The sequence below is a fragment of the Leeuwenhoekiella sp. H156 genome (genome assembly GCF_052218455.1).
In the GTDB taxonomy this organism is placed as follows: Bacteria; Bacteroidota; Bacteroidia; order Flavobacteriales; family Flavobacteriaceae; genus Leeuwenhoekiella; species Leeuwenhoekiella parthenopeia.
The window spans coordinates 2,103,121-2,128,239 of sequence record NZ_CP197499.1; the positions used below are offsets into that span (position 1 = coordinate 2,103,121).

General features: G+C 43.5%; 15 protein-coding genes. 4 read left to right on the top strand and 11 right to left on the bottom strand.

Annotated features, from left to right (window positions below):
- Positions 1–6: 6 nt before the first annotated feature.
- Together ACSSS3_RS09190 and ACSSS3_RS09195 are read right to left on the bottom strand one after the other, a co-directional pair.
- Positions 7–1,911: a DUF294 nucleotidyltransferase-like domain-containing protein gene (locus ACSSS3_RS09190; protein WP_442847318.1), complete on the bottom strand. Its 1,905-nt coding sequence runs from the start codon at positions 1,909–1,911 to the stop codon at positions 7–9.
- 11 nt (positions 1,912–1,922) lie between these two features.
- Positions 1,923–2,378 carry a nucleoside deaminase gene (locus tag ACSSS3_RS09195; protein ID WP_442847319.1) on the bottom strand — a complete coding sequence of 152 codons (456 nt, stop codon included), beginning with the start codon at positions 2,376–2,378 and terminating at the stop codon, positions 1,923–1,925.
- Between the two features lie 111 nt (positions 2,379–2,489).
- On the opposite strand from ACSSS3_RS09195, the gene ACSSS3_RS09200 reads away from it, so the two are divergent.
- Positions 2,490–4,259, top strand: coding sequence for a 1-deoxy-D-xylulose-5-phosphate synthase (locus ACSSS3_RS09200; protein WP_442847320.1), 1,770 nt, complete (start codon positions 2,490–2,492; stop codon positions 4,257–4,259).
- Between the two features lies 1 nt (position 4,260).
- Here ACSSS3_RS09200 and ACSSS3_RS09205 read toward each other — a convergent pair whose 3' ends face one another.
- Both ACSSS3_RS09205 and ACSSS3_RS09210 read right to left on the bottom strand, forming a co-directional pair.
- A complete protein-coding gene (locus tag ACSSS3_RS09205; protein WP_442847321.1) occupies positions 4,261–6,903 on the bottom strand; it encodes a T9SS-dependent M36 family metallopeptidase in 2,643 nt (880 codons plus the stop codon).
- A gap of 62 nt (positions 6,904–6,965) precedes the next feature.
- Positions 6,966–8,297, bottom strand: coding sequence for a deoxyguanosinetriphosphate triphosphohydrolase (locus ACSSS3_RS09210; RefSeq protein WP_442847420.1), 1,332 nt, complete (start codon positions 8,295–8,297; stop codon positions 6,966–6,968).
- A gap of 287 nt (positions 8,298–8,584) precedes the next feature.
- On the opposite strand from ACSSS3_RS09210, the gene ACSSS3_RS09215 reads away from it, so the two are divergent.
- Complete coding sequence (locus ACSSS3_RS09215; RefSeq protein WP_442847322.1) at positions 8,585–11,365, top strand: TonB-dependent receptor domain-containing protein; 2,781 nt, start codon at positions 8,585–8,587, stop codon at positions 11,363–11,365.
- A gap of 39 nt (positions 11,366–11,404) precedes the next feature.
- Complete coding sequence (locus ACSSS3_RS09220; protein WP_228228670.1) at positions 11,405–12,577, top strand: multidrug transporter; 1,173 nt, start codon at positions 11,405–11,407, stop codon at positions 12,575–12,577.
- A 132-nt stretch (positions 12,578–12,709) separates the two neighbouring features.
- Here ACSSS3_RS09220 and aspS read toward each other — a convergent pair whose 3' ends face one another.
- The 7 genes from aspS to ACSSS3_RS09255 all read right to left on the bottom strand — a co-directional run bounded on the left by aspS (position 12,710) and on the right by ACSSS3_RS09255 (position 23,916).
- Entirely contained in the window at positions 12,710–14,461 is a 1,752-nt protein-coding gene (gene aspS, locus ACSSS3_RS09225) for an aspartate--tRNA ligase (protein WP_228228671.1), read from the bottom strand.
- Positions 14,462–14,628: 167 nt separating this feature from the next.
- Positions 14,629–15,342: a gluconate 2-dehydrogenase subunit 3 family protein gene (locus ACSSS3_RS09230; RefSeq protein ID WP_442847323.1), complete on the bottom strand. Its 714-nt coding sequence runs from the start codon at positions 15,340–15,342 to the stop codon at positions 14,629–14,631.
- 3 nt (positions 15,343–15,345) lie between these two features.
- Complete coding sequence (locus tag ACSSS3_RS09235) at positions 15,346–17,067, bottom strand: GMC family oxidoreductase (protein WP_442847324.1); 1,722 nt, start codon at positions 17,065–17,067, stop codon at positions 15,346–15,348.
- Positions 17,068–17,307: 240 nt separating this feature from the next.
- Entirely contained in the window at positions 17,308–20,802 is a 3,495-nt protein-coding gene (locus ACSSS3_RS09240; protein ID WP_442847325.1) for an efflux RND transporter permease subunit, read from the bottom strand.
- A 1-nt stretch (position 20,803) separates the two neighbouring features.
- Complete coding sequence (locus tag ACSSS3_RS09245; protein WP_442847326.1) at positions 20,804–21,979, bottom strand: efflux RND transporter periplasmic adaptor subunit; 1,176 nt, start codon at positions 21,977–21,979, stop codon at positions 20,804–20,806.
- An 18-nt stretch (positions 21,980–21,997) separates the two neighbouring features.
- Complete coding sequence (locus ACSSS3_RS09250; RefSeq protein WP_442847327.1) at positions 21,998–23,377, bottom strand: TolC family protein; 1,380 nt, start codon at positions 23,375–23,377, stop codon at positions 21,998–22,000.
- On the bottom strand, positions 23,377–23,916 hold the full coding sequence (locus ACSSS3_RS09255; RefSeq protein WP_350355190.1) for a TetR/AcrR family transcriptional regulator: 540 nt from the start codon (positions 23,914–23,916) through the stop codon (positions 23,377–23,379). Before ACSSS3_RS09255 ends, ACSSS3_RS09250 begins: the two co-directional genes overlap by 1 nt.
- Positions 23,917–24,142: 226 nt before the next feature.
- On the opposite strand from ACSSS3_RS09255, the gene ACSSS3_RS09260 reads away from it, so the two are divergent.
- On the top strand, positions 24,143–25,117 hold the full coding sequence (locus ACSSS3_RS09260) for a polyprenyl synthetase family protein (protein ID WP_442847328.1): 975 nt from the start codon (positions 24,143–24,145) through the stop codon (positions 25,115–25,117).
- Positions 25,118–25,119 lie beyond the last annotated feature (2 nt).

Here is a 25,119-nt window from a genome sequence, read left to right on the forward strand (position 1 = left end):
CCCGATTTATTTGAGTTGGTAGCGAACCGTCAATATTTCCTGTATATCCTGAATGGGTTTAAAGCAGCGTTTCAGTTTTAGTTTTTCGGCTTTGCTTAAGGTCGCCAGTTCTATAAAACGCCCGGAGTCACCGTGCAGAATACCCTGTCGGGTTCTAAATTTCAGCAGGGCTTTAAACGCATACGAGCAGCTTTCGTAAATCTCCTTATTATTGGTTTCAATTTCAGCAAGGCGTTCAAAACGGGCAGCAGTGTTGTTAATGTTGCGTAATTTATGATGCAGGCTCAATACGCGGGCAGCATCAATAAGCGGCATTAAGGCACGGGACTTTATGTCAAAAAAATCTTTATGCTCGCCGTCTTCTTCAACCAGAAACTGCCTGAAAAACCCAAGAGGCGAAGGGCTGCGTATGGCGTCTTTGGCCATCACGCGGTAAAACATGTTGTTCTGGTCAAGGGTGTCTAAAATATTATCAGAAAGGCGGGTCACGAGTTCGGTATCACCATAGACGTAGCTGTAATCAAAGAAAATTGCAGAGAGCAACTGACTTTCAGGCGTAGGGTCTTTGATCCAGATGTCGTATTGATTTTTCCACTCCTGCAGTGACTGGCACCAGCGCGGGTTACTGGCCATCATATCTGCGGGGCAGTAATCATAACCTATTTTATGCAGGGAACGGGTGATGTGACGAGCCAGTTTAATGAAGTAAGTCTGGGTTGCCTCATAATCTTCAGGAGCTACATTTTCAAATACAATGGCGTGGTCCTGATCGGTAAGTAAGAGTTGCTCTTTACGGCCCTGACTACCCAATGCCAGCCATGCGAATTTGCAGGGTGGGGATACCTCCATTTTTTGAAGTGAAAGCTCAATGACCCTAACGGTGATTGCGTAATTTACTTCATTCAGAATATTTAGAATCTGAGACAGAGGCAGGTTTTGAGCCAGATACTTTTTGAGCAGTTGAGAGACTTTAAGTCTTACATTACGCAATCTTTTGGTGCGCTTAGCCAGTTTTACCTCTTTCATAAGCACCACCGGATTGTTAGCAAAGGAAACCACGATATCGTGCTCGGTGATAAGCCCCAGCAAATTAGAGTCTGGCGTGCCGTCTTCGGTGATACACAGGTGACTGATGTCGTTTTTGAGCATGATTAGCTGCGCCTGTGCCACGGTGGGGTCTTTATGAAAACAGCGCACCGGCCGGGTCATAATTTGGGTTACCGGATCGGTAATATCAAATGCGCCCGTCGCAATCTTATCCCGCAAATCCTTGTTGGTTATGATGCCTCTTGGCTTATTGTCTTCCGTGACGATGATAGAGCCCACGTTGCGGTGGCTCATTTTGCTTGCAGCCACTTTGATCAGCGTTTCGGGCGTGCAGGTGAGTATGTTTTTAGAATATTTAGCTTTTTGCAGATCGAAAATTTCGCTGTTGCGCTCTACAGAATATTCGGTAAATAATTTTCCGCTTTCTTCAAGCGAGTAGGGATCCTGAACATTGGAAGCAAAAGAGGCAATGAGGAAGTTACTCACTTCTTTGTGCTCCAGGGCAATGGGCAAAAAGAGGTCTATGGGAATGCCGTATAAGATAGTCTCTTCATTGGCAGAAGCAGATAGTTCGTAATCTTCTTTGGTTATCAAAGGCCGAAGGCCAAAAAGGTCTCCCTCATCACAAATATCTACGATTTTGGGTTCATTTTCTTCGGTACGCGATAGTCTTACAGCACCGTCTTTAACTACATAAAAAATGCCTGTGTTTTTTTCACCCTCTTTAAATATGGCTTTGTCCTTTTCATAATACAAGACCTGTACTTCACCCGAAATTTTAAGCAAACTCGAGGAACTCAGAAACTGGAATGGCGGGTAGTCTTTTAAAAAATCGGCTACGCGTTCTGCAATGGTGTTTTTCATCAATTCTGGTCTTAATTCAGATTACGGCGTTCAATAAAAAAGCGTTTTAAAAGCGTTTCGGCCTCAGCTTCGAGCACACCGCCGGTATAGACGGTTTTAGGATGCAACTGAGTGCCCATTTTTAAAAATCCGCGATTGGGATCTGGTGCGGCATAGACCACGCGGGCCAGCTGGCTCCAGTAAAGGGCGCCGGCACACATCTGGCAGGGCTCAAGGGTTACATACAGCGTGCAGTCGCGCAGGTATTTTCCGCCAAGATAATTAGCTGCGGCGGTAATGGCCTGCATTTCGGCATGTGCGGTGACATCATTGAGGCGCTCGGTAAGGTTGTGCGCACGGGCAATGATGGTGTTGTTGGTGACAATCACCGCTCCTACAGGTATTTCGCCCTGATCAAAAGCAGCCTCGGCTTCCTGCAAAGCGCGTTTCATAAAATAGGTATCGTCAAAAGGGTCTAATAAAGCCATTTAAATTTTTTGTCGGATTATTGAAATGCGGCGGTTAATACGGACAAGATATAAAGTTTTGAGGATTCATTTTAAGACGTACCGACTAAATATTTCGGCTAACTTTGTCTTATGAAGTATCCCTTGCTAGAAACCATAGATTTCCCTTCCGATTTACGTGAACTTCCTGTTGATAAGCTCGAAGCTCTTGCTGCCGAAATGCGCCGGTTTATCATTGAAGCGGTAGCGGCCAAAGAAGGTCATCTGGGCGCCAGTCTGGGTGTGGTAGAACTCACTCTGGCTTTGCATTATGCGTTTAATACACCCTATGATAAACTCATTTGGGATGTGGGCCACCAGGCATACGGGCATAAAATTATAACCGGAAGGCGCAGCGTTTTTGATACCAACAGACAGTTTAAAGGCATTAGCGGATTTCCGAAAATGGCCGAAAGTGAATACGACGCTTTTGGTACCGGTCACAGCAGCACTTCAATTTCTGCGGCATTGGGGATGGCGATTGCCTCGAGATTGCAGGGCGATACAAAAAGAGAGCATATTGCAGTGATAGGAGACGCTTCTATCGCCAGCGGAATGGCTTTTGAAGCCCTCAACCACGCGGGAGACAGCAAGGCCAATATTCTTGTGATTCTAAATGATAATGCGATAGGAATTGACCCCAGTGTGGGCGCTTTAAAAAATTACCTGACTCAGGTTAAAACCGGAAGTCAGCGCAGTGTAAACATTTTTGAGGCGTTAAACTTTAAGTATTTTGGGCCGGTTGACGGGCACGATATCGATAAATTGCTGGAGATTTTTAAAACCCTAAAAAAGATCGAAGGGCCAAAATTTCTTCACGTGATTACCACAAAGGGAAAAGGTTTGAAGCAGGCAGAAAGGGATCAGGTTAAGTACCACGCTCCCGGAAAATTTGATGCCCTGACCGGCGAGTTGAGTCCGGCTAAAGAAACGCCCCAACCTCCCAAATATCAGGATGTTTTTGGTTTAACACTGGTTGAGCTGGCTAAAAAGAATCCAAAAATTGTCGGGATTACACCGGCGATGCCTACCGGGAGTTCGATGAAATATATGATGCAGGCTTTCCCCGAAAGAGCTTTTGATGTGGGAATCGCTGAGCAGCACGCCGTGACTTTGGCAGCGGGAATCGCCGCTTCGGGAGGTGTAGCCTTTTGTGCTGTGTATTCGACTTTCCTGCAGCGGGCGTATGACCAGTTGATTCACGATGTAGCCTTGCAAAAACTACCGGTGGTGTTTTGTATTGACCGCGCCGGACTGGTAGGAGAAGACGGGGCAACCCATCATGGGGTTTTCGATTTGGCCTATTTAAGATGTATTCCAAACCTTATAATTTACGCTCCGCGAAATGAAGAAAGCCTGCGCAACATTATGTTTACGGCTCAGGCAGGTCTCGATTTGCCAATTGCCATACGTTATCCTCGTGGAAGAGGTACGGTTATAGACTGGAAAAAACCTTTTCAGAAGGTAGAATTAGGCAAAGCCGAAAAGCTCACCGAAGGCGATCAGCTAGCCTTGATTGTGACCGGCCATTTCACGGAGAAGGCTTTAAAACTGGCAGAATCCTTCAGCGGAAACATTGCAGTGTATTATTTCGGTTTTATAAAGCCTTTGGATACCGAAACGCTTGAGTATGTTTTCAGCACTTATGACAAAATCCTTACCCTAGAAGACGGAGTTCTTCTAGGCGGCCTAGCCGGTGCTGTAGCCGAAGCAGCGGTGTCTTCAAATTATAAAGGTAGCATAACCAGCCTTGGTATCCCTGACGAATTTATCGAACAGGGAAGTACAGAAGAACTGTATCAATCTATTGGGTTAACAGAGGCTCAGCTGAAATCCAAAATCCACGAGTTATTAGCGGAATAAGCTAGTTGATGATGAGTTTCCTGCTGGCAGAAACCGTATCATTCTTAACCTGCAGGATATAAACGCCCTGCGACAACGACGAGGTATTGATTTCTATCTGGTCAGAAAGTATTTGTTTTTGTGTTAGCACTTTACGGCCGTTAAGATCAAAAATAGTGATGTTTCCTTCCCCGAAGTTGCCATTGATAAACACATTAACCTGATTTCTGGACGGATTTGGAAACAGGAAGAAGGCTTTGTTTGCATCATCTACATCTTCAACACCTAAAACACAATTTCCCTGAAATTCTGCGGGGACGTCAAAATTTTCTATCTGATCTAATCTGGACTCCGAACTCCCTTGCCGTGCATTGACTCCGAGACCTCTGCGAGCAAAGGCTTTCCAGATTAAACAGGCATGTTTTCCGCCATAAAGCACTTCGTCTGCCGCTAGAATAGCATCACGGCCATCGACAAAGCCGGGTTGACAGGGCTGAATTTTCATAGCCTCTATGATTAACTTCATAGCAATATTATTTCCGCCGTCACCGGTATAAAAATCAGTATCAAAACCATAAAAATCAATTAGATCCCAAGTCAGATCCCAAAGCATAGCTGTCCATACAGTTCCCACGCCATGTGGTCCGGGCAAAAGCGATGCATTATTGGTGTCATCATATGTAAGCGGATTTACGGTCATATCTCTAGAGTATGGATAAGGCCTCAAACCAATTCCTGCATCAGAATTATCATCGTTGAGTACATAAGAGGCAATAAGTCTACTGTCGTCAGCAGTATCATCTGTTTTCATTGTCAGAAGCAGTGCAAAATAATCTGACCAACCTTCTCCCATCTGCTCGGTGTAAGTTGAAGAAATACAGTTTCCATTGCTGTCTCTTTCTAAACAAGCTGTTAAACAATCTGCATTATCAGGACCTCCTGTAAGTCTGTTAGATAATCCGTGTGCATATTCATGAAGAATGATGGTGTTATCTAAGGATCCATCCTTTTGAAAAGGCCCTCTGTTCTGTAAATATCCGGAAACTGTTGTGCCGCTTTGTAATGCAGAAATGATCCGCTCACCATCTTCTTCGGGGATCATTACGGATGGTATGAATATAGTAGTGTCATCACCATTCATGGTTACTAGGTCCCCTGAATCGTTAACTATTATTACAGCTTTGGCTCCAGCGTTTTGCGCTTTTTTGATTTTAACGTCAAAATCACAGTTTCCACGACGCATTACAGCGATGTTTCCAGAAATAGCTCCTGTGTTTAAAAAAGTATCGCATCCATCATTAGCATCATTAGAATTAAAAGAGGAATTGTTGTCAGTAACTAAGACTAAATTTCCTCTTAACTCTGTCGTTGAAAGTGTATTACCAATTGCCGCTGGCACACCTACATAATTACCTTGTAAAGAATTGGGAGACTCTATTTCCAAGACCTCTCCTGGATCTCCGGGAGCACTCCAGATGAACATTCTCATTCTAGGTCTTGAGCCATCGGGAGGTGTAGCAAAAGTCGCATTATTTAAAGCACTACCATCTTGAGAAATGGCATCTACGAAATCAAACCCCCTACCTGTTCCTGAGTAATTAGTTGCCTGAAAATTTCCGGCAGCTTCGTCAAATCCATTTAAATAAAGGATATCGTGAAAAACATTATTTACATAAAATAAATTTGTCGTTGCACCTCTTAAATATCCATTTGGATTTTGATTTAAGTCAAAAGGAAAATCAAAAACCAAAGAGGAGCCACCATTTGGAGAGGATCCCTCAGTTCCACCAGACCCATCAGTGTCTTCATAAGCCCAAACATTATTCCCTCGTGTTATAGTATATTCTGCACCTTCTGCTCCATTTGTATCGTGCCATCCAAATGGCGACGCAATCAAATTTTGTGGATTTGTCAATAATTGACTTGGTCCATCGTTAGGATCTGTAAGGGGTAACGGGAAAACCCGATACTGTTCTCCTGCTAAAACTGATTTTGTTTCGCTTGGAATTTTACGAGTGTTTTTGATTCTATTTTCGGAAATAAAATGATCCAATTTACAGCTGACAACCCAGTCATTAAGAAATAGAATTCTTCCATCAATAGAGCTAATCAAAGCACTCCACCAATGATGTCCATCTGGTGCCAGAATTTCAACCTTCCAGGCAGGCTCCAAACTTTGCGATTCAGTAAAATAATAGCGTTTAACAAAAATATCTTCCTGTAACTGCTTATTAGTGAAAATGTATTCCTGAGTGCTTTTTCTTTCCTTAAGTTCTGCTGAAAATTGTAAAGGAACCTTTAATTTTTTTATCAAAATCGAAACAGCTTCGGAAGGTGTAATTTGAGAATCTACTTTCTTTGAAAATTTTCCGAGATCCAGGTATTTTTGATTATAGGTTGCAACCTGATTGTTTTTAAGGAGGTAAACACCTGTATGTCCAAAAATGGGGATTCCGTTATACACCTGAGAACCATAAACGTGAACCCTGTTAGAATCTTTGGAAATAGAAATAACTTCCCAATTAATATTTTCAGAAGATAGCTTGGTCTTTTGAGAATTTAAATAACTATCAATTATTGATTTATAATCGGTTTGCGCACTCAGAACAAAAGGGGCGCATAGAAAACAGAAGCCAAGAATTAGATACAGGTAATTTTTTTTCATAGCTAAGCAAATCAAGATTGTAAATATCTTATTTCAAAAGTCATTTTAAGAAAGAATTTAGATTATTTAACATCTAAACCTTTGATTTTTTTGTAGTTGCGCAGGGCTTTACCGTCGGTCATTGTAGAGACGTGCAGGCAAATCTGGATGAGATTTTGATACAGCGTGTTTTCTGGATTAAATTCGTTAATCAGTAGTTTTTGAATGAGGCGATTAAAATGATTTTCATTGTCATCAAGGGCCTTACAGCCTGCCTCGAGAAGGGTTGATAGGATTTCGTATCCTGCAATCTCCTTTTCAATAACTTCCCGACTGTTGTAAATACGCTCTATACTGAGGTTGATAATATCGGTGATTTGTGCCTGATAAGCACTTTTGTCTAAAAGTGAATGATGAAAAGTACCGTTTAGGATCTCATCCTCGTGCTCCATAAAGGTTTCCACCGCTTCGTTAATTAAGGTATTAATAGCTAATGCCCGCAGATAACTTACGCGGTCTGATGTTTGAGAAAGGGCATTATACTTGCTTCGGTCAATGGTTTTACCCACAAGCTTTACCATATATTCGAGTGCATATTCTTCGGGAATCAGACCCAGATTGATGCCGTCTTCAAAGTCTATTATTGTATAGCAAATATCATCTGCCGCTTCCACGAGAAAAGCAAGGGGATGACGGTACCAGCTTAAATCCTGTCCTGAGCTTCGTTGCAGCAGGCCTAAATCGGCGGCGACTTCTTCAAAAAAGATTTTTTCAGATTGAAAGAAGCCATATTTCTTATCGCTGATGTCGCTGGTGGGTTTGTGAGGCAGGGATTCTTTCGGGTATTTCATAAACGCTCCAAGTGTCGCGTAGGATAGTCTTAGTCCGCCTCCTGCGCCGGGTTTGCTTTGGCTTAAAATCTTAAAGCCGTTGGCATTGCCCTCAAACTTGATGAGGTCCTGATATTCTTTCGCCGTAAGGCTGTCTTTATAGCGCTTGCCGTAGCCGTTTTTAAAGAAATCGCCAATGGCTTTTTCGCCGCTATGTCCAAAAGGAGGGTTGCCTATATCATGGGCCAGAGCGGCCGCGGCTACAATTGCCCCAAAGTCATTAAACTTATACCCGTGTATTTGTTCCAGATGTGGGTGTTTCTCTAAAATGCGCCTTCCTACCATTCTTCCTAAAGACCTTCCTACAACTGAAACCTCCAGACTATGCGTCAAGCGGGTATGTACAAAATCTGTTTTTGAAAGCGGAATCACCTGAGTTTTGTCCTGCAGACTCCTGAAGGCCGAAGAAAAAATGATACGATCGTAGTCAACTTCAAAGCCCAGGCGTATATCATCCTGCTCGCTGCGCAGTCGTTTTGAAGTGTCGCCAAACTTCTTTAAAGAGAGGAGCTGCTCCCAGTTCATCATAATCTCAAGTTTTACGGCAAGTTACATTTTTTGACCGATACTGACTGAAAACGCCATAAAACTGCTATTGGCTTAAAACTTTAAAATGAAATAGTGCAGTTGACCCTGTTAGGAAGGCAAGAGTATTTTTAAGTCCTTTTAAAGTGGCTGATTTTCAGCTGGCTGAAAATCTCTTAACATTTAGGTAACCATGAAGTAACCCCCAGCTTACGAATTGATAACACTGCATTAACCCCCCGGCGAAACATTAGGGACATCTTTGCAGCGACAAATAAAAGCATAAAATGAAACAAATTTATCTGGTTTTACTAGTACTTATATTTACTTCTGCAGCATTCGCTCAGGGTACAGGGAGTGTAGTAGGCGTATTGAGCGATAAAGAAATGAATAACGAACCTTTGCCTTTTGCAACTGTTCAATTAAAAGGTACAACCAAAGGAACCACCACAGATTTTGATGGTTTATATGAGATAGCTAATGTTGATGCAGGTACTTATACTGTAGTATTTAGTTTCGTAGGTTATGAGACTGTAGAAATTCCTAATGTGGTTGTTGAAGCCGGAAAGGTGACCACAATCAATACTGGTTTAGGCGCAACAGCTGCGGCACTTGATGAGGTTGTAATTACAACCACTGTATCACGTGAATCTGAGGTAGCCTTACTTTTAGAACAAAAGAATGCCACGGCGATTCAGCAAACTATTGGTGCAGATGAACTTGCCCGTAAAGGGGTTAGTGATGCTGCGGCTGCGATTGCAAAAATTTCCGGGGTTTCAAAACAATCGGGCGGATCGGGTAATGTATATGTGCGTGGTCTGGGAGATCGTTATTTGAACACCACTTACAATGGGCTTTCGCTTCCTTCAAATGATATTGAGCGTAAAAACATTGATCTTGATCTTTTTCCATCTGATATTATTCAGAATGTAGCCGTAAGTAAGGCCTATTCAACAAAGTTCTACGGAGACTTTGCTGCTTCAAACGTAGATGTAATCGCTAAGGATTATAAAGGAAAAGGCTTTTTAGACATTTCATTGGGTAGTGGAATCAACACGCGTGCAGCAGGAAAAGACTTTGTGCGTAGTGAAGGTACAGGTTACTTCGGTTTTTATAATCGTTATGATAATAACCCCTTCGCAGTTGTTCTTTCTCAACCGGTCGATCCCGTAGATGGCGGCCAGCCTATTAATCTAAACGGAAGCATAAGCGGTGGTACCTCTTTTGACTTTGGTAATGAGACCCGTTTAAGTGTTTTTGCGACTGCTTCATTTGCAAATGATTTTGAATACCGAAGAGGTTCTAAGGCAGACTTTACCAGTGAGTACAAGCAACGCTTTGATGATGTTGAGGAATTTGAATATTCAACCACCACCACCGCGATGGCAAATCTCATTTATCGCATCAACAGCAAGCACCGTATTTCATATAACTCCTTATTCCTGAACAGTTCTTCAGATGAAGTAGGAGATTATGGTGTTGACGGAAACGGAACAAACCGTGATGGTATTATTAGTACAGATGAGGGCTTCTTTGTTCGAAATATTTTATTCACTCAGGATATGATTTTCGTAAACCAGCTCTCAGGGGATCATCAATTTAATGACAAGCTCGAATTGAGCTGGGGTGTAGGTTATAATCGTGTTTTTGCAAGACAGCCTGACCGTAAGCGTTTTACCTTAGAAAACTATCAATTGGCACTGGATAACGATCCTAATACCAATCCTTCATTTTTCAACAATACCAACTTCGATAATCAGCGTTATTTTCAGGATATCCAAGACGAGGAAATTAACAGCCGTTTGAATCTGGAATACAAAGCTTCAGAAGCTATAAAATTGAATTTCGGTTACAATGGAAGAACCAAGACTCGTGATTTTAAAAATATTCGTTATGGTTACGATCTACTTGAACCTCGTACCGAAGTATCAGATATCAATAATCTGGATGGTGTTTTCAATCTTGAAAATTTGGGAACTATCTACGATACCTTTGTTTTTAGACCACTGGCTCCTGAGTATGGTATCGATAACCGCAATTTCCCTGGTAATTATGAAAACACCTATAATGGAAAGCTAGATATCCATGCGGGATATGTAAATGCTGAAATTACTACCGGAAAGTGGTTGTTTGTGCCCGGTTTCCGCGTAGAATCGTTCAGACAGTCTATCGCTTATGATGTGATCAACCTCGGAAGCAACGGTATTGGTGAGTCTGCAGCATATAAAAACTTTTACCTGCCCAGTTTGAATGTTAAGTATGCGGTAAATGATGACTCAAACCTGCGTTTTTCAGCCTCAAAAACAGTCTCTTTCCCAGAATTTAAAGAGGTTGCACCCTTTGTATATGAAGATGTAACTCAGCGCGTAGGAGGTAACCCAGATTTGCTTAATGATCCTGCGGTTTCTAATATCTACAACCTGGATCTTAAATACGAATGGTTTTTTGGCAAAGGTGAATTGCTTTCGCTTTCAGGTTTTGGTAAAGAAATAAATGATCCTGTGAATAAGGTGATTGCAAACGACGCGACAGGAACACAGCGTTATTTCAGAACCGGGGATAAGGCAACAGTTTACGGTGTTGAATTTGAACTGCGTAAAAATTTACTTACCAATGAGGATGAGCAACCGGTTTTAGCCGCTGGTCTCAATGCGACTGTAATGAAAACAGAGCAAAAGCTGAAGAGTTCTAACGGTTCGTTTGTTTCAACTCTTGATCGTACCGACGAACTTCAGGGAGCTTCCCCTTATCTTATAAATGCAGACTTAAGCTACAGTCCTACTTTAGGTAGTTACAAACCCGTAGCAAACCTTATCTACTCTTACTTTGATGATCGTATTGAAGCTTTAGGATCTGGTCAGCTGGGTAATATTATTGAGAAAGGCGTACATAATCTTGACTTTGTTTTGCGCAATGAGTTGGGTAATAACTGGGAATTAAACCTTAGTGCTAAAAACCTGTTAGACCCGGATATTCAGTATTTCAGAGCAGAGCCTACAGGAGATATCGTAATCTCTAATTATAAGAGAGGTATTGATCTGGGTCTTTCCGTAAAATATTCATTCTAAAAAAGTAACCAAAAAATTTACACTTAACACTTAAATACAATGAAGACTAATTATTTATTTTCAAGCTTACTCGCGGCTGCGATACTTTTCGCATCTTGTGAAGCTGATGATACAGCTGATATCGTTATTAATGTTGACGGTAATGGAGGTACACAAACCCCGGTTGTAGGAACAGAATTAAAGGGAACCTATACTTCAGACCTTACCCTTACGGCAGGTCAGGATTATACCCTTACCGATGCGTTGATTATGGCGCGTAATACGAAGCTTACCATTCCTGCCGGTACAACAATTAGAGCTACCAACGGAGCTAATGTGTATATCGCTATTTCTCAGGGTGCAGAGATTGATGCACAGGGTACTGCAAACAGTCCTATCATTCTTACTTCTGCAGCAGCTACTCCTGCAGCAGGTGACTGGGGAGGATTAATACTTTTAGGTAGAGCACCTATAAATTCTACAAGTGGTTCAGCTACTTCAACTTCAGAAATCGGAGCTCTTCCTTACGGCGGTGGAGACGCTTCAGACTACTCAGGTGTTATTAAATACGTACGTGTAGAATATTCTGGAGGTGCTGCTGACGGTCAGTCTGAAAACAACGGATTTTCGTTCTACGGTGTAGGTAATGGTACTGTTGTAGATCACATTCAGGCTTTTAAAGGTAAAGATGATGGTGTAGAATTCTTTGGAGGTACCGTTAACGTAAGCTTTATTTCTGTTATTGATGCTGAAGATGATTCAGTTGACTGGACAGAAGGTTATTCAGGTACATTGAACAACATTTATATTCAGCACGGAGCTGCACACGATAAAGGTATTGAGGCTGACGGTTATAATACTGATATAGGTAATAACTCAAATCCTGTTTATTTTTCTGCTCCTAACGTAAGAAACCTAACTATCATAGGCCAGGGTAATACTCCAGATACCGAAGCTGTACGTTTGCGTGCAGGAACTCAGGGAATCTTTACCAATGTTTTAATCGATGGTTTTGAAGAAGGTTTTGACCTTGATGGAGATAAAGGAAACAGCCCTACAGGTCAGGGAGTTCTTGATGATGAACTACAGGTTACCGATGTATTATTTACTAACGTAACTACAAAAATGAAAAATGATACCACCTTTGAGTTTACTATCGGTGATTTTATCACCGGAGATGGTGACGGTACAGGTACTGATTATGCCAGCTGGAGAACCGGTTGGACCAGATAAGCTTTATTTGAATTAGCTATTATAAAACCCCGAATCTTAGGTTCGGGGTTTTTGTTTTTCATACCAATAAGACATAAAAAAGGAGGCTCTGAAAAGAGCCTCCTTTTTTATGGGTATTTAAAGTTGTGTGAGTTATACAGTAACTTTCAAATTCAACTCCTTAAGCTGCTCGTCATCAATCTTAGCCGGAGCATCAATCATCACATCGCGACCGGCATTGTTTTTAGGGAAGGCGATAAAGTCACGTATGGTCTCCTGACCACCTAAGATAGCCACAAGACGGTCAAGACCAAAAGCCAGACCACCGTGTGGCGGGGCGCCGTACTGAAAGGCGTCCATCAGGAAGCCAAACTGTGCCTGAGCCTCTTCTTTGGTAAAGCCGAGGTAGTCAAACATTTTAGACTGTGTCTCTTTATCGTGAATACGTATAGAGCCACCGCCTATTTCATTTCCGTTTAAAACAAGGTCATAAGCATTTGCCTTTACATCGCCGGGATTGGTGTCCAGCAATTCCATCTGGCCGGGTTTAGGCGAGGTAAATGGGTGGTGCATTGCGTGATAACGTTCGGTTTCTTCGTCCCATTCTAAAAGTGGGAAATCTACCACCCAAAGCGGAGCAAACTCGTCTGACTTACGCAGACCCAGGCGGTTGGCGAGTTCCATACGCAAGGCACTAAGCTGCGTGCGGGTTTTGTGGGTTTCTCCCGCCATAATCAAAATAAGGTCACCGGGTTTTGATTGTGCCTCTTCTGCGAAATGTTTTAAGTAGTCTTCGTCAAAAAACTTATTGACCGAAGAACTTAAGCTTCCGTCTGCATTATATTTTATCCAGATTAAACCAGTGGCGCCAATTTGAGGACGCTTCACCCAGTTGATGAGCTCGTCAATTTGCTTGCGCGAATACTCCGCACAACCTTCAACGTTAATTGCGTTTACCAATTCGGCATCGTCAAAAACGCCAAATCCGAATGTGGTTCCCCCTTTGGGGGTTAGGGGGCAGAATTCCATCCCAAAACGGATGTCCGGCTTGTCATTACCGTATTTAGCCATCGCCTCGTCATAGGTCATTCTCGGAAAGTTTTCGATCTCAAAACCAACCACTTCTTTCAGGAGGTGTTTGGTTAAGCCCTCAAAAACATTCAAAATATCTTCCTGCTCCACAAAAGCCATTTCGCAGTCAATCTGCGTAAACTCCGGCTGACGGTCTGCACGTAAATCTTCGTCTCTAAAGCATTTCACTATTTGAAAATACTTATCCATTCCACCCACCATAAGCAATTGCTTAAAGGTTTGTGGCGACTGGGGAAGCGCATAAAACTGACCTTCATTCATACGGCTGGGCACCACAAAATCACGGGCACCTTCAGGCGTAGATTTGATGAGGTATGGGGTTTCCACTTCAATAAAGCCTTTTTCAGAAAGGTAGTTGCGCACGGCAATGCTCACTTTGTGTCTAAAGATGAGCTTCTCCTTTACCGGATTACGACGAATGTCGAGGTAGCGGTATTTCATACGCAAATCCTCGCCGCCGTCTGTCGCGTCTTCAATAGTAAAAGGTGGCGTTTTGGCCTCGTTTAGAATGCTGAGTTCTTCTACCAATAGCTCCACATCACCGGTAGGCATTTTTGGGTTTTTAGATTCGCGCTCAATCACTTTACCGGTCACCTGAATCACAAATTCGCGTCCCAGGGTTTTAGCACGTTCCATCACGTCTTTGGGAGTACGCTCTTCATCAAAAATAAGTTGGGTGATCCCGTAGCGATCGCGCAGGTCTACCCAAATCATAAATCCCTTATCGCGGGTTTTTTGTACCCAACCTGCAAGGGTAACCGTTTCATTTATGTGACTGGCGCGTAATGCGCCATTGTTATGCGTTCTGTACATGCTTGCTATTTTGAAGCTGCAAATTTAAGAAGATAAGGCTGTATTTGGACTTAAATACACACAAAATAGCTTGGCAGCGCCAAAAGAAAGACTGGGGTTCAGGCAAAAAAAATCAGGCTACTTAGGAGAAGCCTGATTTTTTATCAGAATTTTCTAAAACGAGCGGATTAGGTAATCAAATTCCCGTTCTCATCCCATTCGGCAATATCGCCGGCTTTAGTGGGGTCAAGACACTTGGCCAGCCATTCTTCTTCGTAAGCAACGCCATGCTGATCGAGTACATCCTGAGGCACACCATCCCAAACATTGGGCTGATTTCCTTTATAACCTATTTCTTTTATACCGATTTCTGAAGTGTAAAAACCGGTCATCGTGAGGTTGCGCACCAGCGAAAACCAGTTCACCTGAAACGAACGTTCGCTTTGCGGTTTGTTGGGGTCGTAAAAGGCGATATCATCCAGGATTTCTTTTTGCTGGTCTGCGGAAGCTTTTTTAAACTCGGCATCAAATCTGGAGTTCGACTCATGATCGAGCCACATCAAACCACCGCGCAGCGGGTTTTGCATTTCCGGAACATCCAAGGCTGTAAACTCGATAAATTCAACTACTTCTGCATCTGAAGCGCCGGCAAACGCATCGCTTTTAGGCAAAATAAGATCGCAAATTACACTGAGGCTCTCGCGCTCGTGCTCATTGAGAAATTCACCTTCCATGATTTCTTCAATGCCTGCATTTTCTGCTGCGGTACGCCATTTAACGCCTTCTGCCGGTTTTGTTGCAACCGGTGCCGGCGCTTCAACATCTGGCTTGCAACCCTGAAGTGCGAGACCTCCCGCCAGAGAAGCCAGCACCATAGATTTTATACTGTCTCTTCTATCCATAGCTTAGAGATTTTGTTTTTGAAGTTGGTCAACAATATATTCGGAAGCGCGCATCGATAAAGCCAAAATGGTCCAGGTACAGTTTTTATCTGCCTGCGAGACAAATACTCCCGCATCTACCACAAACACATTATCCACATCGTGCAGCTGCTGAAATTTATTGGTTACCGAAGTTTTAGGATCGTCACCCATGCGCGTCGTTCCCACTTCGTGAATGATTCTTCCGGGTTTGTGCAAGCCGTAATCCTGCTCTTTCCCCGGTTTGTCACCTAATGGAATTCCGCCCAGATTGGTAAGTACTTCCTCAAAAGTATCCTGCATATGCTTAGCCTGGTTGCGCTCCTGATCAGACCATTTGTAGTGAAAACGCAACACGGGAATACCGTATTGATCAACCACATTCGGGTCGATTTCGCAGTAATTCTCATAACGTGCGATAGACTCACCACGGCCGCTCATTCCCACAATGGCACCATAATATTTCTTGGCATCACTGCGTAAAATATCCCCATAGCCGCCGGCCTGAGTACCAAAGAATTTATTGAAATCATTTACATTGAAGCCAAAACCGTAGCTGGGCATTCCCATACCACCCCAGACTTCAATGTGGTAACCGCGGGCAAAATCGAGCTTGGAGTTATCGCCCCACCAGGGTGTGTACACGTGCATTCCCCCCACACCGTCTTCGTTATACGAAACTTTACGGTTCATCAAATCGGGCACAAAAGCCATACGATCCCCACCGGTCGAATCGTGCAGATAACGACCTACCAGATTGCTGCTGTTGCCCAGACCGTTAGGGTGTTGTTTGCTCTTGGAGTTGAGCAAAATACGTGCGGTACTACAGGCTGAAGCGCCAAGAATTACAACACGTCCCTTAAGTTTATATTCTTTGCGGTCTTCTTTATTGATGTACGAAACACCTGTGGCTTTCCCTTCTTCATTGGTGGTGACTTCACGCACCATACAATTTACAAAGAGGTCAACCTGGCCTTTGCTTTTTTGCGCCGGAAAAACCAAACAGGTTCCTGCGGAAAAGTCAGCATAAGCCGAACATGCCCGTCCACATTGCCCGCAGTAAAAACATACCCCGCGCTCGTTATTGATGCGTTTGGTAAGCATAGACATCCGCGAGGGATAAACCGGCAAATTAGTCTTACGAGCTCCTTTGATATAGAAAAGTTCGTGAAGACGCGGTTTTGGTGGTGGTAAAAAGAAACCATCGGGATCGTTAGGCAGACCCTCGTTGGTGCCAAAAACTCCGATTAGTTTATCTACCCGGTCGTAATAGGGTTTGATGTCATCATAGGAGATGGGCCAGTTTTCACCGTGACCGTCAACATCTTTGTGTTTAAAATCTTTTGGGCCAAAGCGCAGCGAAATACGCCCCCAGTGATTGGTGCGCCCACCCAGCATATGCGACCGGAACCAGTCAAACTCGGTGCCGTCTTTGTGGGTATAGGGTTCACCTTCAATTTCCCAACCGCCGTAGGCAGCATCAAACTCCCCAAAAGGGCGGGTTTTTCCGCGACCGCGTCGCTGGGATTCATAAGGCCAGCGCAATTGGGTACGCTGATCGGGATCTGCAGGGTCAAAGAATGGGCCGGCTTCAACCACGGCGATTTTAAGACCTGCTTCAGAGAGTATTTTGGTGGCCATACCGCCACCGGCGCCCGAACCTACGATTATGGCATCGTAGAACGTGGCATCTTCGATTATTTGCATGGAATGCGGATTAGAATACCGTCATAATTTAGAATTATTTTAAGAATATGAAAAACACTTTTCGACGAATACCAACTCCGGGCAGATAGAACGATCTATTTTAAACTACAAATGCCCCGGTATGAGCGGGGCATTTGGATCAAATGATTTTTAGCGGCTAGGCCAAAAGGTTTAATATTTCGGGTTTAGCCTTGAAAGTAGTGCCTGGATTCCTCCGGGGTTTCCACGAGGCAGTTTACTTTAGTTTGAGGCTTCGGCTTTTGCCAGTCTTTTCTCTTCTTCACGGGCTTTGCGCTTGTCTGCAAATTTTACCTTGGCACGATTGGTCAGATAAAACATCACCGGTACGATTACCAAAGTCAGGAAGGTCGCGAAAACCAATCCGAAAATAACCGTCCAGGCCAGTGGACCCCAGAAAATCACGTTATCACCACCTATGTAAATTCCCGGATCGTAATCGGTAAATAACCCAAAGAAGTCAATATTAAGACCTACCGCAAGTGGAATCAAGCCCAATACCGTAGTAATCGCAGTAAGCAATACCGGTCTTAGACGCGATTTACCTCCGGCAACCGTAAGTCTGAAGTATTCTTCGCGGGTTAGATAATCTTCGTCTTCAACACCCAATTCTTCTTTTTTACGATCTATAAGAATCTGCGTATAATCGATTAATACAATCGCATTATTCACCACGATACCCGCAAGCGAGATAATACCCATCATCGTCATCAGAATTACAAAGTCCATCTGGAAGATGATCAGACCCAGGAATACCCCAACCAAACTCAGGATTACTGCCATCAAAATGATAATGGGTTTTGACAGCGAGTTAAACTGCGCAACAAGAATCAATAGAATAGATCCCATCGCAATACCCAGTGCCATCAACAGGAAATTAAGGTTGTCTGCCTGCTCTTCCTGTTCTCCGGTAAAGCTGTATGAAATGCCGGCCGGAGTATTGTAGCCGCTCAATTCTTCTTTAAGCTGACCCACAATCTCGGTGGCGTTGTAGCCCTGCTCGGTAAGCACGTTAGAATACAGGGTGATTACGCGTTTCAGTTCTTTTCGTTTAATTGCACTAAAGGCTGAAGATGCTTTTTTATCTACCAGAGCCGAAATAGGTACCTGAACAATTTGACCCTGATTGTTTCTAAAGGTAACGGGCTGATTGAACAGCGCATTTTCATCGTAGCGGTACTCGTCATTAAAGCGCACATTGATCTCATAATCATCATCTCCCTCTTTATAAGTCGAAGCTTCTTCACCATAAACCGAACGTCTCAAAGTCTGTCCAATCGCGGCAGTAGAGATACCCAGTTGACCCGCTTTTTCACGATTAACCGTGACACCCAGTTCGGCCTTAGAGCGGTTTACATCAAGTTTGAGTTCTTCAATACCGCCTATGCCCAGATCTTCAATGTAGGTACGCATGTCTTCGGCAGCGAGAAGCATCTCCTCATAGTCCTCACCGCTTATTTCGATATTGATAGGATATCCTACCGGAGGACCGGCAGCATCTTTTTCCACAATTACCGAGGCTCCGGGAAATCCTTTTACCGCATTACGCACTTCACTAAGCACGGTGCTACTTTTTACATCCCGGCGCAGTTTAAAGTCACGCATAGAAAGCGTGATCTTACCTTTATGCGGCATCTCGTTGCTTTGCCCGCCATCGGTTTGTGGGTTTCCGGCACCTTGGCCGACCTGTGAGATGGCGCTTTCTACCATAAAGTTGTATCCGTCAGGATCTTCATATTTTTTAATGGCGTCAAAAACACGTTGCTCAATTTCCTTGGTGAGGGCGTCTGTTTTTTCAATTGCGGTTCCTTCAGGATATTCGATGTACGTGATGATCTGGTTAGGTTCATTTTCCGGGAAGAACAGAACCTTCGGTTGCACAATACCTATGAGTATAAACGAAAGAACCAGCATCAAAAGGGTTCCGAAGAAAAATACATAGGCCCGTTTTCCGCGAAGCGCAAACTTTAAAAAGCGCTCGTAGAAGTTCTCCAGATCTTTAAGTGATTTGTACTGAAAGTAGCGCACAGCACGGGCAAGAAAATATTTGTAAGCCCAAAGTAATATTGCAAGAAGCAACATCAGGTTACCAATACCTCGCAGTCCGCCTGAATCAGTAATGAAACCGCTTACCAAAGCGATAATACCTACACCGGCAAGAATCAGGCTGTAGCGTATTAATTTTTTCTTCGAAAGCTCTTCCTCTTCAGTTTTCATAAAACGCGAAGTAAGCATCGAGTTGATGATAAGCGCCACAAAGAGTGACGAACTCAACACCACCGAAAGGGTTATGGGGAAGTAAATCATAAACTTACCTATCGTACCCGGCCACAGTCCCAGCGGGAAGAAGGCTGCCAGCGTAGTTGCTGTTGATGCGATAATAGGCCAGGCGATCTCGCCCATACCTTGTTTGGCTGCTTTAATGCGCGACATGCCCTGATCCATCAGGGAGTACACGTTTTCTACCACTACAATCCCGTTATCTACCAGCATTCCCAGTCCCATTACGAGACCAAAAAGCACCATCGTATTAAGCGTAAAGCCCAGCGCCGAAAGAATAGTGAGGGACATAAACATCGAAAGCGGAATCGCAAAACCTACAAAAAGCGCGTTTCTAAAGCCCAGAAAGAACATCAGGACCACAACCACCAGGATCACCCCAAAGATGATGTTGTTTACCAGGTCATCAACCTGACTTTCGGTTTTAACAGACTGGTCGTTGGTAAGGCTTATTTTTAAAGATTCCGGGTAATAATTGGCTTCTTCCTCTTTTACAATTTTCTTGATCGATTCTACCGCTTCGATCATGTTTTTACCGGCTCGTTTTTTAACGTCGAGCATCACAACCGGCTTTCCGTACTCCCGGGCAAACGTGGTGGGGTCTTTTTCTTTAAAACGAACAGTAGCGATATCTTTCAGGAAAATGTTTCCGCCATCGCGCTTCACCACAATGTCATTAAGCTCCTCCGGATTCTCAATTTCGCCCAAAACGCGGATGTTTTTTCGCAAGCCGTCGGTAATTACGTTACCTGCAGAAATGGTGTTGTTTTCGGCCCTGATCGCATTGAGAATGTTATCAAAACTCACCTGAGAAGCCGTCATTTTATAAATATCAACAGCTACTTCAACTTCCTGTTCTTCGGCACCGCGTATCGTTGCTTCTTTAATCTGCGGAAGCAATTCAATCTTATCCTGAAGGTGCTCTGCATAATCTTTAAGCTGTTGCACCTGGAAGTCACCGGTTAGGTTGATGTTGAGAATGGGTTGTTCTTCTGAAATATTCAGGTCAAAGATGTTAGGCTCAACCTTGGCACCGTTATCGAGGGTAGGCCAGGTGGTCTCGGCTTTAACCAGGTCAACTTTATCCTTTACCTTGGTTTTGGCTACGTTAACATCTACATCTTCTTCAAATTCTACGATGATGATGCTGTAATCCTGAAGGGTGGTAGAGGTAATTTCCTTAACCCCGCCTATGTCGTTAAATTCTTCTTCAAGAGGTTCGGTGATGAATTTTTCTACATCCTCGGCAGCATTACCCGGGTTTACCGAGCTTACGTAAATTTTAGTCTCAATAATCTCGGGAAACGCCTCACGGGGCATACTGTAATAGGCTGCAAGACCACTTATGAGAATGATGGCTGTAATTACATACACCGTCATCCGGTTGTCTATCGCCCAGGACGAGATGCCAAATTCTTTATAATTGTTTTTTGCCATGTTACTGGTTGTTTGAATTTTGATTTTCTAAGGTCACTTCCTGCCCGTCTCTCAGGGTGCGTACCCCTTCAATAATAAGCTGATCTCCGCTTTTTAAGCCTGAAATAATTTCGACCTGTTTATCTGCGGTATAGCCTTTTTCGATCTGTACCTGTTTTGCAATAGCACCATCACCTTGAGGTACGTAGATATAAGTAATACTGTTGCCGGCTGCATTTTGCTGAATGGTGTTTTCAGGAATTACAATAGCATTCTCTGAAGTGTAATCGTTAACCATAACGGTAGCAATAAGGTTTGGTTTGATCGCGCTGTCTGCGTTTGGCAGGGCCACTTTCACGTCGAAAGTCCGGTTATCGGGGCTCACAAAATTACCAACCTGTCTGATCTTACCCTCGTAGGTTTTGCCTATGGAAGCAAGTCTGATTTTTACATCGGTACCTTCGTTTACTTTTCCTAAATAAGCTTCAGGGATCGAAGCGTTAACGTACATATCGCTCAGGTTTATAAGTCGGATCACCGGAGTCTGACCGGCATTTACCACCTGTCCCTGATCTGCGATAAGATTGTCAATCACACCTGAAAATGGAGCGGTAATCACGGTTTTAGAAATACGGGAGCGCATTTGGTTTGTAGCCGCCTGCATAGCTTCGAAGTTTGTTTTAGCTTCCAGATAACTGATTTCTGAACCAATTTTTTGGTCCCAAAGGCGTTTTTGACGCTCAAAAGTAGTTTTAGCCAAAGCAAGCTGAGCTTCCTGACGTGCAAGTTCGCTGCCCAAACCGCCATCATCTATACGGGCCAGACGCTGGCCTTTAGCAACACGTTGGCCTTCTTTAACGTAAACCTGAGTCAATACTCCGGTATATTCGGGATAAAGCACGATATTCTGATCGGTTTCCACATTGCCCTGTACTTCAAAATAATGCTCAAACAAGGTGTCTTTCAGGGTAGTTGTGGTAACCAGTGCTGCTTTTTTAGCAGTGTCCTTCGCTTCAATTGCTGCCGTAAGGGAATCAATGCTCACTTTAAGCTTGGATTGCTCCTGAAGCAATTCGGTTTTCTTGGCTCGCATCTCGTCAAGACTTCCGTTTTCAATAATATCTTCAACAGAGTCTTTTTTGTTTCCGCAGGAAACAATCAAAAGACTTAGCATGATGAGTGTAACTATATTTTTCATAAATGACAGGTGTATGATTTAATCGTTTTTTGGTTGATATATAGAGGTATCCAGTACTTTTTCGAGAGCGGCTTTATTCGCGATAACTTCGTACATGGCTTGTAAATAATTTTGCTGAGCCTGATAGAGTTGGGTTTGGGCTTCGCTTAGCTCAAAACTGCTTGCAATACCTTCAAAGAATTTGATGGAATTCTTGTTTTCGATACGTTCTGCGAGTTCCAGATTTTTTTCCTGTGTGGCGAAATTATCAAGGGCAAACTGGTAATCGTTGCGGGCCGAAGCAATTTGTAGTTTTGCCTGATTGCGTGCCTGCTCCAGATCTTCAAGACTCTGCTGGTAGGCCATTTCTTTTTGCGCCGTACGCGCCGCGCGCATACCGCTGCTAAAAATGGGTACGGCAAGCGAAACTCCGGCGACCGACTGCTCAAAATAGCGTTGCTCATTGCTGAAAAAGGTAAACTCGTTGCTCGCACCGGCTGTTCCATAATTCACAAATGCGGTAAGTCTGGGGAGTGCTTTACTTTTCTCCAGCTTTACCTGAATTTCTGCCAGATTAGCCTGATCCTGAGCAATCCTGAAATCGATGGTGTTCTCCGGGTCTACACTAGCTGCAAGCAGGTTGAGGTCATAATATTGCATCGCAAGATCCTGAAGTTGATCGGTCACGCGCAACTTGCTGTCAATGGGAATGCCCAATGTTAGTTTTAGCATATCATAAGCGATAGCGAGCTGGCGTACTGTATTATTCAGTTGGGTCTCCAGATCGAGTGCGGTGATTTGCAGTTGCTCAACGTCTTCTTCTTCGGTAAGTCCGTTTTCGAAGATCTTCTGTGTATCAAACAGGTTTTTATTTATAGTCTCCAGGTTTTTCTGAAGAATGCGTACGCTTTCTTCGGCCAGAAGCACGTTTCCGTAAGCTTCAATAATACCCTGCTTGACTTCAAGATCTGTCTTGACCTTGGCATTTTCTGAAATTTGCAATAGTGTTTTCGCAGATTGAACCCCTACTATGTAGGACCCGTCAAAGATGAGCTGGTTCCAGGTAGCGGTAGCCGAAGCACTTTGCTTGGGGCTAAATTGCACCGGAGTAAAAGTTCCGGGAGCTGCATCCGGATCAAAAAATTGAGCAGGGATAAACGATGTAGGCTGAATGAGCTGATTTTGATAAGTGATTTCACCGCTTATCTGGGGTAAACCCTGTGCGATGATTTCCCATTTTTGTTTCAGTGCAATAGCCACGTCTGTTTGTGCATTTTTTGCACTATAGTTATTTTCCAGACCATATATAATGGCATCCTGCAGACTCAGCGCGTAAGTCTCAACTGCCGTGCTGTCCTGAGCATTAGCAAAAAAGCCCAGACTTAAAAACAGGAGGAGAAATGTTGATTTAAATTGCATTAGTCTTCGTTTGATTGGATTAGGTTATTAAGAATTTTACGCCCTTCGGGGGTGACAATACCTCTCAGGTGATATTCCAGATAGGTTTCGTGCAGTTTGGCAGGTGCAAATTGCTCTATGGGAAATAGACTTTGATCTTTAATACCCGTGATTCCTAAAAAGTAGATTCGGGAAATAAATTCAGGATCAATGTTTGTGCGATAGAGCCCTTTTTCAAGACCGTGATTTAGGTTTCTAAGCACACAACGTTGCATAAACTCATACTGGTCATTTTTAAGTTCATCATAGATAGCAGGATAATATTTTTGCATCTGTTGAATGGGATAGCTGCGCTCACCCTTCAGGTAGTGCATCACATATTTTTTAATCTCATACAGTTCTTCTATGGGATTCATATGCTCACCTACAAGACATTCGATGGTTTGCTTTAAATCTGCAAGAATTTTTGAACCTACCTCGCGCACCAATTCGGTTTTATTGGTGAAGCTGGTATAAATCGTCTTTTTAGATATGCCCATATGTGTGGCGATATCGTCCATTGTTACACTTTTAAACCCCTGGGTTAAAAAAAGCTCGCTGGAATGTTTTAAAATTTCGTCTTTCATTGCCGTGCAAACCTACGGCGGAAACTTTAAAAACTAAAATAGTTTCCTCGGTTTATTTTAGATTTAGTATTTTCTTAACAAATCCTTTTAAGACCTTCTTTAAGTATTGTCGTTTGTGTTCGCTCAGAGTGTTTTATTTTAGCGGAAAATTAAATCGCGCATGCTGCCCATTGATCAATGTACCCGTCTATTTACCGACTATCTCAATCAAAAAATCACTGCTAAAGAGCCTAAAAATCTCTACGAGCCCATAAGTTATATCCTGCAGTTGGGGGGTAAACGCTTGCGCCCGGTGCTTACCCTGATGGCTACTTCGGTATTTGAAGGCGATTATAAAAAAGCATTGGATGCAGCGCTGGCCGTTGAGGTGTTTCACAATTTTTCATTAGTACACGATGATATTATGGATGATGCACCCTTACGTCGCGGGCAGGAAACCGTGCACGAAAAATGGGATATCAACACCGGTATTTTATCGGGTGATGCGATGTTGATTAATGCCTATCAGCTTTTTGAGAATTATGAGGGCGAAACCTTTAGAAAACTGGCCAAATTATTCAGTAAAACGGCCATTGAAGTCTGCGAGGGGCAGCAGTACGACATTGATTTTGAAAGCAGGGATGACGTCACCCTGCCCGAATATCTCAAAATGATTGAATACAAAACAGCCGTTCTGGTAGGTGCCGCTCTTAAAATGGGAGCCATTGTGGCAGAGACTACAGAGTCTAACTGCGAGCGTATTTACGAGTTTGGCCGCGACCTGGGCATCGCTTTCCAGCTTCAGGATGATTACCTGGATGCCTTTGGTGATCCGGAAACCTTCGGTAAACAGGTGGGGGGTGATATTATTGAGAACAAGAAGACATTCTTATACCTAACGGCTTTAGAAGATCTAGAGCCGGAGCAAAGTGTGCAACTTCGGCATTTATTCAGTGTAAATCCGCAGGATCCTTCCGAAAAAATAGAAACGGTTAAGCAATTATTTCAGGATTCTGGTGCTGCTGCTAAAATTCAGAAAGAGATAGAAGCCTATACCCATCGTGCACTGGGCGTTCTCGATACTATGGAAATCAAGGAGGAAGGCAAAGAGGTGCTGCGCAAATTTGCGCACGCGCTGATGCGACGTACGGTTTAAAG